The organism is Prosthecobacter sp., from assembly GCF_044373815.1.
In the GTDB taxonomy this organism is placed as follows: domain Bacteria; phylum Verrucomicrobiota; class Verrucomicrobiia; order Verrucomicrobiales; family Verrucomicrobiaceae; genus Prosthecobacter.
Map to the genome: position 1 here is coordinate 1 of NZ_JBIPNG010000126.1, position 14,477 is coordinate 14,477.

Here is a 14,477-nt window from a genome sequence, read left to right on the forward strand (position 1 = left end):
CCCTGGGTGCTGTCCTTCCAGTACAAGCATGAGTGTATCCCTGTTGAGCCAGCTGTCCGCCCACTATTTGGCGGCTCTGCGCACCCATTTGGAGCAAGGCCGCCAGGCGAGCCTCCTGCCCGCCCATGCACTGGGCACAGAGGCGGTGCACGTCGGTCTTGAGACGCTGGATCTCGCCAAAGTGCACCATCAGGCTCTGGCGGCGCTTATTCTGCCGGACTGCTCCCCCATCACGCGCGCGGAGATGACGCTGCGTGCGGAGGTGTTTTTCACCGAAGCTCTCGTCCCCATCGAAAAGACTCACCGCTTCGCGCGCGAATCCGGTGCCGACTTGCAGCAGCTTCAGGAGCGCCTGGGTCAGCGCACGCTGGATCTGGCCGATTCCAATCGTGACCTCCAGCAGGGCATCACCGAACGCATGACCGCCGAGGCAGCGCTGGAGGACAGCGAGCGCATCTCCAGCCAGCTGCTTCTCGAATCACGCCAGCTTGAGCAGCAGCTCAAGGACATGACGCGCAAGATCATGTCCGCAGACGAGGTGGAGCGCAAAAAGATGAGCCTGCAGCTCCATGACGACATCGGCCAGTCCCTGCTCGGCATTCACATGCGGCTGCTCTCCTTGAAAAAGCAGATGGTCGTCAGGCATGAAGGCATCACCCAGGAAATCGCCACCACGCAGCGGCTGGTGGAGGCCGCCGTGAAAACCATCAACCAGTTCGCCCACGAGTTCGGCATTCCCCATGAAAAATAAGCGCACGGATCTTTCGCGGCTCTACCACGCAGCTTTGCAGCACTTCCTGAAGGAAGGCCCCTCGGCCAGCATGGCCCCCGCTCATGAGCTCGGACACCAGGCCATCTCCCTTGGGCTGGAGACTCTGGATCTCGCGCGCATGCATGAGGTCGCCCTCGTCTCCCTCGTGCTGCCCGTTTACTCCTCCAGCACCAGCGATGGCTTGATGGGACGCGCAGGTCTGTTTTTTGCTGAAGCCATCACACCGCTTGAGGAAACTCACCGCGGCGCGCGCGAGGCAAACATCCACCTCAATCAAATGGTGCAGACCCTCAGCCTGCGCACCCATGAGCTGGCCTCCTCCGTGGAGGAGCTCAAGCAGGAAGTCGCCCAGCGCAGGGCCATGGAGGAGTCTCTCCGCATCAGCCAGCAGACCTCCAGCGATCTGCTCAAAAAATCCCGTGAATTGCAGGAGGAGCTCCGCCAGCTCTCACGCCAGCTTCTTTCCGCGCAGGAGGAGGAGCGCAAAAAAATCAGCCGCGAGCTTCATGACGTCATTGCCCAGACGCTCACGGGCATCAATGTCCGCCTCGCAGCTTTGAAGACAGATTCCACCGTCAGCAACAAGACGCTGCAGGGCAAGATCGCCAGCACGCAGGAGCTCGTGGAAAAATCCGTCGACATCGTCCACCGCTTCGCGCGCGAGCTCCGTCCCTCCGTCCTCGATGATCTCGGCCTCATCCCCGCGCTGCAGTCCTTCATGACAGGCTACATGCAGGACACCGGCATCCGCGTCACCCTGCAGTCCTTCGCCGGCATTGAGCAGGCAGACGGCACCACACGCACCGTCCTCTACCGCATCGCCCAGGAGGCCCTCACCAATGTGGCACGCCATGCCCAGGCCAGCAAGGCGGTCCTGACCATCCAGAATCCCCACGGCGGCATCTGCATGGAAATCACCGACAACGGCTGCGGCTTTGCCGTGGAGGGAAAAGGCAGCGCCAAGAAGAACAACCGCCTCGGCCTCCTCGGCATGCGCGAGCGCGTCGAGATGATCGGCGGCACCTTCTGCGTCGAGTCCACCCCTGGCCATGGCACCACCATCCGCGTCGAGATTCCATCCGCCACCGAAGACGCCACTTGCCCGCCGCAGCAGCCATCCTGCGACACCACCTCCCTCGAATGCCCATGAATACAACACCTGATTGTCCCACTGATGCCTCCGCTGTGGCAAATGGCCTGCGCAAGTCCTGCCTTCATAATTCGGCGCCGCCTCAGATTCATCAGGTCATTGCTCTGGCCGACGAGGCCCTGCGCGCCAGCGAGGCACGCTACCGCACCTTGTTTGAGCTGGGGCCCATGGCCGTCTATTGCTGCGATGCCGCAGGAGTGATTCAGGAATACAACCACTGCGCCGCAGAGCTTTGGGGCCGCAAACCCGCACTGGGGGACACCGATCAAAAATTCTTCGCTTCTTTCCGGCTGCTCCGCTCTGACGGCACTTGCCTGCCCTTCGATCAATCCCCCATCGCCGATGTTCTGCATGGCCTGCTTCCCGCAGTTTGCGATGCGGAGGTGCTCATCGAGCGGCCCGACGGCACCCAGGTCACCGTGATCATGAACATCCGGCCGCAAAAAAACGCCAGCGATAAAATCACCGGCGTCATCAACTGCTTTTACGACATCAGCGAGCGCAAGCAGACCCTCGCCGCCTTGCGCCTCGCAAACACAGCCATGCAGTCTGCGGGAAACGCCATCTTCATCACCAATCAAGGCGGTATCATTCAATACATCAATCCAGCCTTCACCGCACTCACCGGTTATCAAGCCGCTGAAGCCCTCGGTCGGAAGGCCAGCCTGGTTCGCTCAGACACCCATGGCCAGGCCTTCTATCAGGACCTCTGGCAGACCGTTCTCGCCGGCAATGTCTGGAGCGGCCAGATCACCAACCGTCACAAAAACGGACACCACTATGTTTCCGACCAAACCATCGCTCCCGTCAAGGACGCCAAGGGAGACATCATCCACTTTGTCAGCATCCAGGAGGACATCACCGCACGCAAGCACGCCGAGGAGGTGCACCACCGTGCCGAGGTGCTCGCCGCATCCAATCAAAAGCTGGAGCTCGAAATCCTTCATCGCAAAACCGTGGAGGACGCCCTCCGCACCAGCCAGGCCACGTCCGATGAGCTCCTTGAAAATTCACGGCAGATGCAGCAGCAGCTGCGGCAGCTTTCCCGTCAGGCATTGCAGGCTCAGGAAGACGAGCGCAAGCGCATCAGCCGTGAGCTTCATGACGTCATCGCCCAGACCCTCACCGGCATCAATTTGCGCCTGTCACTCCTGCAAAAGGAAAACTGCTCCAGCACTCAGGAGCTCCGTGAGAAAATCGCGCAGACACAGCAGCTCGTCGAAAAATCGGTGGACACCGTACACCGCTTTGCCCGTGATCTCCGTCCGGCCATGCTGGATGACCTGGGCCTGATCCCCGCACTCGAGTCCTATTTGAAAGACTTCACCCAGCAGACCGGCCTTGAGGTCAATCTGAAAACAGATGCGGGTGTGGAAGAGCTGGGCAGTTCCGGCCGCACCGTCCTCTACCGCGTTGCGCAGGAGGCCCTCACCAATGTGGTCCGCCATGCCAGAGCCACACGCGTGGACATCAGCATTCAGAAGCACGACGGCATCCATAGCATGGTCATCACAGACAACGGCCAGGGCTTTGCCGAAGACGGTGCATCCCTGGACAAAGGCTCCAACCGTCTGGGCCTCCTCGGCATGCGTGAGCGCGTCGAGATCATCGGCGGCACCTTCTGCGTCGCCTCCGTTCCCGGGCAGCACACCACCGTCCTGGTGGAGATCCCCGCAGATTCGAATGACCTCATGAAAAATCCCTTCCCCCTCCATGCTCCCCATCACCATCCTGCTGGCTGAAGACCACCGCATCATCCGCGAAGGCTTGCGTGATCTGCTCCTCTCTGAGACCGACCTCAAGGTCATCGGCGAGGCCGAGAACGGCCGCCAGGCCGTTTCTCTCACCAGCCAGCTTTGCCCTGACGTCGTCATCATGGATGTCTCCATGCCCCTCATCAATGGCATCGAAGCCACCCGGCTGATCATGCAGTCCACCGTCAAAACCAAGGTTCTGGTCTTTTCCTCCCACTGTGACGACGTTTATATCGCGCAGGCCATGGCCTTCGGCGCATCCGGTTACCTCGTCAAACAAACCGACATCCTCTTCCTGCCTGCGGCGATTCGCGGTGCCCATCATGGGACCGCATTCTTTTGCCCCAGCAAACCCACCCACGCTGCCCTCTCATGACCCCCATCACCGTTCTTCTCGCAGATGATCACACCATTGTCCGTGAAGGCCTTCGCGCACTGCTCGCCCTTGAGACTGACATTCAGGTGGTCGGTGAAGCCGCCAATGGTCATCAAGCCGTCGCCTTCGCCAACAAGCTCGCACCGGATGTCGTCGTCATGGATCTCGCCATGCCCCTGCTCAATGGGCTCGATGCCATCTCACGCATTCGCGAATGCACCCCCTCTTCCACCAAAATCCTCGTGCTCAGTTCCTACGATGAAGAGGCCTACATCCAGCAGGCCAGAGAGCTCGGTGCCTCGGGATATCTCGTCAAGCAAAGCGACTCCCATGTGCTCGGCACAGCCATCCGCGAAGTCTATCGGGGCCACGATTACTTCAAGCCCATCCGCCACGCCGTCGTGCAAGCCCCATGAAAAAAGTCAGCCTCAAACGCAACGGCCTCAGACCTGCCAAAGCAGGTTCCCTGCTGCCCAAATGCCCCACCGGCATTCAGGGCCTCGATGAAATCACCGGCGGCGGCCTGCCACGCGGCAGGCCCACACTCGTCTGCGGCGGCGCAGGCTGCGGCAAGACCCTGCTGGCCGCCGAATTCCTCGTACGCGGTGCCGCACAGTTCGGCGAGCCCGGCGTGCTCATGGCCTTTGAGGAAACGGAAAAAGAACTCAAGGCCAATGTCGCCTCCCTCGGCTTTGATCTGGAGGGCCTCGTCCGCCGTGGCAAAATCGTGGTCGATTACGTCCACATCGAGCGCAGCGAATGTCAGGAGAGCGGCGAGTATGATCTGGAGGGCATCTTTGTCCGCCTCGGCCACGCCATTGATTCCATCGGTGCCAAACGCGTCGTGCTCGACACCCTGGAGGTCCTCTTCGCCAGCCTGCCCAACGAGGCCACCCTGCGCAGCGAGCTCCGCCGCCTCTTCCGCTGGCTCAAGGACAAGGGCGTCACCGCCGTCATCACCGCCGAGCGCGGACGCGAGCAGCTCACACGCCACGGCCTTGAGGAGTATGTGTCAGACTGCGTCATCGTGCTGGATCACCGCGTCAATGATCAGATCGCCACACGCCATCTGCGCGTCGTGAAATATCGCGGCGCCATGCACGGCACCAATGAGTTCCCCTTTCTCATCGGCGACGACGGCATCGGCGTGCTGCCCATCACCTCTCTCTCGTTGAACCACAAGGCCTCGATCGAACGCATCGCCACCGGCATTCCGCGCCTCGATGCGATGCTCGGCGGAAAGGGATTTTTTCGCGGCAGCAGCATCCTCATCACCGGCACTCCTGGCACCGGCAAGACCATCATCTCCTGCAACTTTGCCCAGGCCGCCGCCCGGCGCGGCGAGCGCGTGCTCTACTTCTCATTCGAAGAATCGCCTGACCAGATCATGCGCAACATGCACTCCATCGGCCTGCGTCTTGAACCCCTCGTGCAGAAAGGCCTGCTGCAGTTTCATTCCGCGCGGCCCTCGCTCTACGGGCTGGAAATGCATCTCGCCACCATGTTCAAGGAGATCGCCGCTTTCAAACCTCACGTCGTCATCATTGATCCCATCACCAGCCTCCTGGACTCCGGCTCCGACTCCGAGGGCAAGGCCATGGTCACGCGCCTGATCGATTATCTGAAGGCAGGGCAGATCACATCCCTCTTCACCAGCCTCACCCAGGGCGGACATGCGCTCGCTCAAAGCGAGGCCGCCATGTCCTCGCTCATGGACGCCTGGGTCCTGCTGCAGGACTATGAAGGCAACGGCGAGCGCAATCGCGTCCTCTACGTGCTCAAGGCGCGCGGCATGAAGCACTCCAACCAGATCCGCGAGTTCCTCATATCAGACCGTGGCATCGATGTCGTGGACGCCTACATCGGCGCCAGCGGCGTGCTCACCGGCTCCGCCCGTGCCGCCCAGAACGCGCTCGAAAAAGCCGCCGTCCTCGCCGGCCAGCAGGAAGCCGCGCAGCTCAAGCGCGAAGTGGAGCGCAAGCGCAAAGCCCTCAACCGCCAGATCAGCGATCTCCGTTCCGATTACGAAGGCGAAGCCCTGGAACTGCGGCGCATTGCCGAGCAGGTCGGCACACGCACCCTCATGCTCACCACTGAGCGCAACGCCCTGGGCATCCTGCGTCAGGCAGACGCCAAGGTGGTGACCATTCCGCAGAGCAAACCCAAACCCGGGAGGAAAAACGGATGAAGCCCGCATCCAAAACAGTGAAAGCCAAAAAAATCAGCCGCACCAAGCTTGCCGCCAAAAAAAAGTCCCCGGCTCTGCAGTCTGCGGGCCAGTACGTCCTGCGGCTGTTCGTGGCAGGAGCCAGCGCACGCTCGCACCAGGCCGTCATGCGCGTCCGTGAACTGTGCGCAACGGTGCTGGAGGACAACTGCACCCTCGAAGTGATTGATATTTATCAGCAGCCCGCGCTAGCCCGCACCCACCAGATCGTCGCCACGCCCACGCTCATCGTCGAGCTGCCGCAGCCTGCGCGCCGTTTCATCGGCAATCTGACCAACATCACCGGTCTGTTCGTCGAATTGAACTTAAGCACCAAGGTTAAAGTCTCCCTATGAAATCTGCCCGCACGAAAAACCTCACCAAAGAACTCGCCGCAATACGCCAGCGTCTGGACGAGGCGGAGGAAACACTGCGTGCCATCCGCGATGGCGAAGTGGATGCACTCATGGGAGCCGGAAAAAAGGGGAAGCAGGTGTTTACGCTAGCAGGAGCCGAGCACGCCTACCGTATACTGATTGAAGCCATGAATGAGGGCGCGCTGACGCTGACGACGGAGAAGACGATTCTCTACGCCAACCAGTGCTTCGCCCGCATGGTCAACTGTCCGCTGGAGCGGGTAACGGGCGGCTCCTTCTGCCGCTTTTTATCTGCTGCCGACGGGGACACACTCCGCACACACTTGAAAAAAGCCGCGCAAACCGGCATCAAGATCCAGCTCCTGCTGCATGCGTGTGACGGCTCCAAACTACCCGTGCAAATCTCCATCCGCCCGCTGGCCAAAGATGGTGGTAAAAACAAAATCATCGGCATGGTCGTCACAGACCTCACCGAGTCACGCCGCACCGAGGAAATGCTGCGCGCTTTAACTCAGCGCGTGGTGCAGGTGCAGGAGGCGGAGCGCGGCCAGGTCGCGCTGGAACTTCACGACAACATCACCCAGCTCCTCTGCGCCATCCTCGTCCGCAGCCAGACTCTGGCGGACCAACTTTCCACGCATGACAGCCCGGCGCAGCAGGAAGCACTCAAACTCCGCGATCTGCTCGGCCACACCGCCGAAGAATTGGAATGCATCACGCGCAATCTTCGCCCCGGAGTCTTGGAGCTCCTCGGGCTGGATGCCGTGCTGCGTGCCACAGGCACCGAGTTCACCGCACGCACCGGCGTCCGCGTCACGCTCACCGGCGTGGCATTGTCCACACGCCTGCCCCCGGACACCGAACTGGCCTTGTATCGGATTCTGCAAGAGGCGCTGAAAAATGTGCACAAACACGCCCGTGCTCAGCAGGTCAGCGTCCATCTGGCACGTCTTGGAAATACGGTGCAACTGCTGATCAAAGACGACGGCGTCGGCTTCAACACGGAACGCCAGCCTGCCAGACGCAAAGGCACCAGCCGCCTCGGCCTGCTAGGCATGCACGAGCGCGCCGCCTACGTGGGCGGCACCCTCACCGTCAAATCCGTGCGCCGCACCGGCACAGAAATCGAGGTGAGAATTCTCCTCTCGCCAGGCAATCCCGCTGTAAACTGAACTCATATGAACTCCATCAACGTCCTGCTCGCCGAAGACCACCAGATCGTCCGTGAAGGCCTGCGTGCCATGCTCAATCTGGAACCTGACATCAAAGTCATCGGCGAAGCCGAGAACGGCCGCCAGGCCGTGGAACTCGTCAACAAAGTGCGCCCCGACGTCGTCGTCATGGACATCGCCATGCCCCTGCTCAATGGCATGGAGGCCACCCGCCAGATCCTCCAGGCCTTCCCCGGCACCAAGGTTCTCATTCTCTCCGCGCACAGCGATGATGCCTACGTCGCCATGGTCATGGCCATCGGCGCCTCCGGTTATCTCATCAAGCAAACCGCCGCGCATGTGCTGCCTGAGGCCATTCGCGCCGTCCATCATGGCAAGACCTACTTCAGCCCCATCATCGCCAAACGCCGCAATCATCAAAAGCAAAAGGACCGCGATCAGGGAGAGCTCCCAGGAAAGGCCGTCCCCACCCTCAGCGCACGTGAGATGGAAGTCCTTCAGCTCATCGCCGAAGGCAAGGCCAACAAGGAAACGGCGGATGAGCTTCACATCAGCGTCAAGACCGTCGAAAAACACCGCCAGAGCCTCATGGACAAGCTCAACATCCATGACACCGCCGGCCTCACCCGCTACGCCATCTCCATGGGCATCATCGAAAACAGCGTCCAGGTGACGATCATCTGATCCCCTTGGGGTGTAGACCCCATGGTTAAACCGGGGGCCGCGTAGGATGATGTGCATGCCATGACACTCAGCCCCGCACACACCGCGCATCTCCACCCGGCCGCCAGTCACGCACAGTCGTCGCAGGACGACGTTGTCCCAACCGCCGAAGCGGTCGCACGCCGCGCATTTATCCTATTTGAAAACCACGGCGAAGCCAAAGGTCGCGATGTGCAGGACTGGCTCCAGGCCGAGGCAGAACTCACCGCTGAGTCACTGAGCAGCGGCAGATGAATCCCCTCCCCCGAGACTCATGACTACCCCTCCCTGCACACCCGCCCAGAGCGTCATTGCCATGGCCGCCTCCGCCGGTGGCCTGAATGCACTCTCGGTCATTCTCGGCGGACTCCCCGCAGACTTCCCAGCGGCCATCGCCATCGTCATGCACCTTTCTCCCGTGCACAAAAGCCTGCTCGCCGAGATCCTGAGCAGCCGCTCACAGTTGGAAGTACGTCAGGCCCAAACCGGCGATATCCTCTGCCACTCCAGCGTCTTCGTCGCCCCGCCCAATCATCACATGTCCGTCGTCCAAGGCGGCCGCATCGCACTGTCTTCAGACGAGGCGGAAAAAGTCCATTTCGCCCGCCCCTCCGCAGAGCCCCTCTTCGCCTCCGTCGCTGAAGTTTATCAATCCCACGCCGTTGCCGTGGTCCTCACCGGTGGCGATGGCGACGGCTCATTCGGCGTGCAGATCATCAAAGACCGTGGCGGCAGAGTCATCGCCCAAGACCGCCCCACCTCGCAGGATTTCAGCATGCCTCAGACTTCCATCGCCACCGGCGATGTCGACTTCATCCTGCCGCTGACCGAGATCGCCCCCATGCTCATCGAGTTGATCACGCCTGGCAAGGCGTGAGACTATGCGCGATCACGCAGATGTGAACGGGTAGTACACCCCATGGTTCCTGCCCCCGGAGCAGGCACCTTGCCTCCTCCATGAATTCTCCTAATGAAGCAGCCACACGGCCCCCAGAGCCTGATCCCGCATTGCGCGCCTCAGAGCTCAGTTACAGGCGGCTGTTTGAAGCCGCTCGTGATGGCATTCTCATCCTGGAAGAGAACACAGGACGCATCACCGATGTGAACCCCTTCCTGACCGAACTGCTCGGCTTTACCCACGCGGAGATGGGCGGAAAAACCGTCGGCGAACTCAGCCCCTTCAAAGACATCGAGTCCAATCAGGCCATGCTCACGCGGCTGCAGGAATACGGCTACGCCCGCTATGAAAACCTGCCCCTGGAAACGCGCGATGGCCGCCACATCGCCGTGGAGTTCGTCAGCAATGTCTATCAGGCCGGCGACCACAAGGTCATCCAGTGCAATGTCCGCGACATCACCCAGCGCAAACAAGCGGAGGATGAAATCCGCCGCCTCAATGCCGAGCTGGAGCAGCGCGTCACGGAACGCACCGCACAGCTCCAGGCCGCCAACCGCGAGCTCGAAGCCTTCAGCTACTCCGTCTCCCATGACCTCCGCGCGCCGCTCCGGCACATCATGGGTTTTGTCGAGCTGCTGCAGCAGGACGCCGGCCCCACCCTCTCCGAGAGCAGTCTCCGCCACCTCAGCACGGTCACGCAGGCAGCCAAGCGCATGGGCGCTTTGATTGATGACCTCCTCGCCTTCTCGCGCATCGGACAGGCGGGCATGGAAAAGGTGGAATGCAGTCTCGATGACCTCGTGCGCGAGACCTTGGGGGATTTTCACAAAGAAACCATCAGGCGAAACATCAACTGGATCATCCATCCCCTCCCCGTCGTCTGGGGAAACTGCGCCCTGCTCCGCCAGGTCATGGTCAATCTCATTTCCAATGCCGTGAAGTTCACCAGTGAATGCGCGGAAACCCGCATCGAAATCGGCGGCTCCAATGTCGGCGAAGATGAAACCGTCATCTTCGTCCGCGACAACGGCGCAGGATTTGATCCGCGCTACGCCGCCAAACTCTTCGGCGTGTTTCAGCGCCTGCACAGCCAGGACAAGTTTGAAGGCACCGGCATCGGCCTCGCCAATGTCCAGCGCATCATTCTCCGCCATGGCGGCCGCGTCTGGGCGGACGGCGTGGTGGACAGCGGCGCGACCTTTTACTTTTCCCTCCCCACAAAAACTCGCTCAAAAGAATGACCTCCCCCGAACCCCTCAAGAGCATTCTGCTGGTGGAGGACGATCCCCAGGATGTGCAGCTCATGCTCGCCGCACTGGAGCAGCACCATCTCGCCGACCGCGTTTTCGTGGTGCATGATGGTGCCGAGGCCCTCGACTACTTGTACTACCGGGGTGAGTTTGAGCACCGCTCCCGTGGCTATCCCGTCCTGGTGCTGCTGGATCTCAAGATGCCCAAGGTCGACGGCCTCGAAGTCCTCAAGACCATCAAGTCCGACGAGCTGCTGAAGGCCATCCCCGTCGTCGTTCTGTCCTCCTCTCGCGAAACCTCCGACCTCGCCGAATGCTACCGCCACGGCGTGAACGGTTATGTCGTCAAAGCCGTCGATTACCAGGGCTTCATGACCTCCGTCCGCCAGATCGGCGCCTTCTGGGGAAAGCTCAATGAACCGCCGCCCTCCTTAAGAGCAGGCGGCACATGAGCCGGGCGTGCATCACTGGCACCCGGCGCATATTTCTACGATTGTTCTATCTATCATCGCACAATGACCACAGTCTCTCTCCGCACAGGCCACCACCATGAATACTTACGAATCTTCCACCCGCCGCCGAGGATTCACGTCACATCGTAAACCTTGACGCTCGCGCGTTAAATTCGCGGCATGTCAGCTGGCGGGAGTTAAAGCCTTGGCAGGCTTATGTATTTGCTCTCGTCGTTACGGCCATCGCCCTCGCTTTGCGGCTTGCCTTTGATGAAGCGTTGGGCGGAAATCCGGCCTTGGTGATCTTCACCATGCCCATCATGCTGAGCGCCTATGTGGGCGGATTGCGCGCCGGATTGGTCGCCACAGTGGCCTCCTATCTTGCTTCGTGTTACTACCTGCTGCCGCCGCTCCACTCCTTCGCGGTTGATTCACCCTTCGAGCGCTGGCAGCAATTTTTTGTCGTGCTGGCCGGCGTCCTCATCTCCGTGCTGAATGAAGCGCTGCACCGCGCACGCCGTCGGGCAGACCTTTTCAGCCGGGACAGCCTCCAGGCCAGAAGCGCCCTCGCCAAAGTGGAGCCCCTGCAGGACGCCATTTTCCACAGCGCCCGCTTCTGGATCATCGCCACAGACGAGAAAGGCCTCATTCAAATCTTCAATGGCGTGGCTGAGAGGATGCTCGGCTGGTCTGCCGCCGAAGTGGTGAACAAGACCACCCCCGTCAGCCTGCAGGATCCTCAGGAACTCATCGCCCGCGCCGCTGCCTTGAGCCGCGAATACGGCGTGCCGGTCGCGCCGGGGTTTGAAGCGCTGGTCTTCAGGGCTGCTCGAGGGATCGAGGACACTTACGAAGTGACCAAGGTCTGCAAAGACGGCAGCCGTTTCCCTGCGGTGCTTTCCATCAGCGCCTTGCGCGACGATGGCGAAAACATCATCGGCTATGCACTCATCGGCATCGACAACACCGCACGCAAACACGCCGAGGCAGCACTGCAGCAGGCCAATGTGAAACTGAAAGCCTGGACTCAGGCCCTGAACTCGTTTGCGATCGTCGAAGAGACAGATCCACAGGGCCGCATCACCTACGTGAACGATCCGTTTTGCAGCATCTCCAAATACAGCCGCGAGGAGCTCATTGGCCGAGATCACCGCGATGTCGTGAGTTCCGGCACCCACCCCAAAGAGTTCTGGAAGGACATGTGGGGCACCATCAGCCGCGGAAAAATCTGGCGCGGCGAGATCAAAAATCACGCGAAGGATGGCACAGTCTACTGGGTGGATACCGTCATCGTTCCGCTGCTGGGCCCGGATGAAAGGCCTGAAACCTACCTCGCCATCCGCTTTGTCATCACCGAGCGCAAACTGGCCGAAGAGGAGTGGAAGCGCGCGGAAAAAGAAATCCACATTCTCAACACAGCCCTGGAGCAGCGCGTCCTTGAGCGCACCGCCCAGCTCAAAACCGCCAATGAGGAGCTTGAAGCCTTCAGCTACTCCGTCTCTCATGATCTGCGTGCTCCACTGCGTCACGTCTCCGGTTTTGTGGAACTCCTGCAGCGGGAAGCCGGAGCCGCCCTCTCTGAGAAAAGCCTGCGCTATCTCTCCACCATTTCCCTCTCAGCCCGGCGCATGGGAGATTTGATCGATGACCTGCTGACCTTCTCACGCATCGGCAAATCAGAACTGCAAAAAGCAGAGGTGAGTCTCGATGCACTGGTAAGGGATGTGATGGGTGATTTTCAATCTGCCACCAGGGAGCGAAACATCATCTGGGACATCCACCCGCTGCCTTCGGTGCATGCAGACCATGCCTTGATGCGGCAGGTGCTGGTCAATTTAATGTCCAACGCCGTGAAGTTCACCAGCACCCGTGCCGGTGCCAAAATCGAAATCGGCAGCTCTTCCAGCCCCACTGGAGACACGATCGTCTTCATTCGCGACAACGGCGCGGGTTTTGATCCCCTCTACGCCGGCAAGCTCTTCGGCGTGTTTCAGCGACTCCACAGCCGCGATGAATTTGAAGGCACGGGCATCGGCCTCGCCAACGTCCAGCGCATCATCCACCGGCACGGCGGCCGCGTCTGGGCGGACGGCATCGTGGATGGTGGCGCCACCTTTAGCTTTTCAATTCCCAAACAACACACGGAGACCTGAATGAACACGCCAAACATGGAAGTCACCCACATTAAAAACATCCTCCTCGTCGAAGACGATCAGCGGGATGTGGAGCTGACACTCGCGGCTCTGGAGGAGCAGAATCTGGCCAATCAAGTTTTCGTCGTTCACGACGGCGCACAGGCGCTGGATTACTTGTACCACCGGGGAAAATTCACCGACCGGTCAGGCGGCAATCCCATCCTCATGCTGCTGGATCTGAAAATGCCCAAGGTCGATGGACTGGAGGTGCTCAAGGTCATCAAGGCGGATGAGCAACTGAAAAACATTCCCGTCGTGATGCTCACCTCCTCACGTGAAACACCGGACCTCAACGAGTGTTACAAGCATGGCGTGAACGCCTACGTGGTGAAGCCGGTGGATTTCTCGGACTTCATGAAAGCCGTCAGCCAGCTCGGCATTTTTTGGGCGGCGATCAACCACCCACCGCTTCCTCCAGCCAAAGAAGAAGCACCAGCGCAAACCAGCGAGGTCATTTACCTCGGAAAGAAAGAGGTCAAAAATGAACACACCACTTAGAATCCTGCATCTTGAAGACAATCCCGACGATGCCGCGCTCATCCACTTCACTCTGGAAGCTGGTGGCATCGTCTGTAAGACCACCTGCGTGCATAATCGTGCCGACTTCGGAACGCAGCTGGATCGCGGCTGCTTTGACCTCGTTCTTTCGGACTACTCGCTGCCAGCCTTCGATGGATTGTCCGCCATCGCCTTCGTCCGTGCCCAATGGCCGGATCTTCCCGTCATCCTTGTGTCCGGCACCGTGGGCGAGGAATTTGCCATCGAGTCCCTCAAAAGCGGCGCCACTGATTATGTCCTGAAGACCCGGCTGCTTCGCCTCGTCCCAGCGGTGCGCCGCGCCATGCAGGAAGTCGCGGAGCGCGCCGAACGCCGGCGGCTGGAGGCCCAGTTCATCGAGGCGCAAAAAATGGAGGTCATCGGCCAGCTCGCCGCCGGAGTCGCCCATGACTTCAACAACATCCTCGGCGTCATCATGGGCTACAGCGACATGCTCTTGATCAAGCTGTCCACCGCAGATCCCCTGCGCAATTATGTCGCGGAAATCCGCCGCGCCTCAGAACGCGCCGCCGGCCTGACGCTGCAGCTCCTCGTCTTCGGCCGCAAACAAACCGTCCAGCCCGTTGTCATAGACCTCAATGTCGTGCTCCGAGATCTGGAGCAGATGCTGGTGCG

The 14,477-nt window shown here is 60.4% G+C and carries 16 protein-coding genes; all 16 read left to right on the forward strand.

The features are described 5' to 3' along the window. Positions 1-28: 28 nt before the first annotated feature. Positions 29-751: a histidine kinase gene (locus ACIREA_RS12385; RefSeq protein ID WP_397382584.1), complete on the forward strand. Its 723-nt coding sequence runs from the start codon at positions 29-31 to the stop codon at positions 749-751. Beyond that, positions 741-1,922: a sensor histidine kinase gene (locus ACIREA_RS12390; protein WP_397382585.1), complete on the forward strand. Its 1,182-nt coding sequence runs from the start codon at positions 741-743 to the stop codon at positions 1,920-1,922. Before ACIREA_RS12385 ends, ACIREA_RS12390 begins: the two co-directional genes overlap by 11 nt. Then, the gene (locus tag ACIREA_RS12395) at positions 1,919-3,664 is read left to right on the forward strand and encodes a PAS domain S-box protein (RefSeq protein WP_397382586.1); all 1,746 of its coding nucleotides are present in this window, start codon (positions 1,919-1,921) and stop codon (positions 3,662-3,664) included. Before ACIREA_RS12390 ends, ACIREA_RS12395 begins: the two co-directional genes overlap by 4 nt. Further along, the gene (locus ACIREA_RS12400) at positions 3,636-4,052 is read left to right on the forward strand and encodes a response regulator transcription factor (protein WP_397382587.1); all 417 of its coding nucleotides are present in this window, start codon (positions 3,636-3,638) and stop codon (positions 4,050-4,052) included. The genes ACIREA_RS12395 and ACIREA_RS12400 overlap by 29 nt, the downstream gene beginning before the upstream one ends. Further along, on the forward strand, positions 4,049-4,468 hold the full coding sequence (locus ACIREA_RS12405) for a response regulator transcription factor (RefSeq protein ID WP_397382588.1): 420 nt from the start codon (positions 4,049-4,051) through the stop codon (positions 4,466-4,468). The genes ACIREA_RS12400 and ACIREA_RS12405 overlap by 4 nt, the downstream gene beginning before the upstream one ends. Then, positions 4,465-6,240, forward strand: coding sequence for a circadian clock protein KaiC (gene kaiC, locus ACIREA_RS12410; protein WP_397382589.1), 1,776 nt, complete (start codon positions 4,465-4,467; stop codon positions 6,238-6,240). Before ACIREA_RS12405 ends, kaiC begins: the two co-directional genes overlap by 4 nt. After that, entirely contained in the window at positions 6,237-6,614 is a 378-nt protein-coding gene (locus ACIREA_RS12415; protein WP_397382590.1) for a circadian clock KaiB family protein, read from the forward strand. Before kaiC ends, ACIREA_RS12415 begins: the two co-directional genes overlap by 4 nt. Then, positions 6,611-7,807 carry an ATP-binding protein gene (locus ACIREA_RS12420; RefSeq protein ID WP_397382591.1) on the forward strand — a complete coding sequence of 399 codons (1,197 nt, stop codon included), beginning with the start codon at positions 6,611-6,613 and terminating at the stop codon, positions 7,805-7,807. The genes ACIREA_RS12415 and ACIREA_RS12420 overlap by 4 nt, the downstream gene beginning before the upstream one ends. Positions 7,808-7,813: 6 nt before the next feature. Continuing rightward, the gene (locus tag ACIREA_RS12425; protein WP_397382592.1) at positions 7,814-8,491 is read left to right on the forward strand and encodes a response regulator; all 678 of its coding nucleotides are present in this window, start codon (positions 7,814-7,816) and stop codon (positions 8,489-8,491) included. Positions 8,492-8,551: 60 nt separating this feature from the next. Continuing rightward, a complete protein-coding gene (locus tag ACIREA_RS12430) occupies positions 8,552-8,764 on the forward strand; it encodes a DUF2934 domain-containing protein (RefSeq protein WP_397382593.1) in 213 nt (70 codons plus the stop codon). 19 nt (positions 8,765-8,783) lie between these two features. Then, a complete protein-coding gene (locus tag ACIREA_RS12435) occupies positions 8,784-9,386 on the forward strand; it encodes a chemotaxis protein CheB (protein ID WP_397382594.1) in 603 nt (200 codons plus the stop codon). An 80-nt stretch (positions 9,387-9,466) separates the two neighbouring features. Further along, positions 9,467-10,648 carry an ATP-binding protein gene (locus ACIREA_RS12440; protein WP_397382595.1) on the forward strand — a complete coding sequence of 394 codons (1,182 nt, stop codon included), beginning with the start codon at positions 9,467-9,469 and terminating at the stop codon, positions 10,646-10,648. After that, positions 10,645-11,109, forward strand: coding sequence for a response regulator (locus ACIREA_RS12445; RefSeq protein ID WP_397382596.1), 465 nt, complete (start codon positions 10,645-10,647; stop codon positions 11,107-11,109). Before ACIREA_RS12440 ends, ACIREA_RS12445 begins: the two co-directional genes overlap by 4 nt. Before the next feature lie 143 nt (positions 11,110-11,252). Further along, complete coding sequence (locus ACIREA_RS12450) at positions 11,253-13,262, forward strand: PAS domain S-box protein (RefSeq protein WP_397382599.1); 2,010 nt, start codon at positions 11,253-11,255, stop codon at positions 13,260-13,262. Then, complete coding sequence (locus ACIREA_RS12455) at positions 13,263-13,802, forward strand: response regulator (RefSeq protein ID WP_397382597.1); 540 nt, start codon at positions 13,263-13,265, stop codon at positions 13,800-13,802. Then, the coding region (locus ACIREA_RS12460) for a sensor histidine kinase (RefSeq protein ID WP_397382598.1) at positions 13,786-14,477 on the forward strand (692 nt) is incomplete at its 3' end. The genes ACIREA_RS12455 and ACIREA_RS12460, both read left to right, overlap by 17 nt.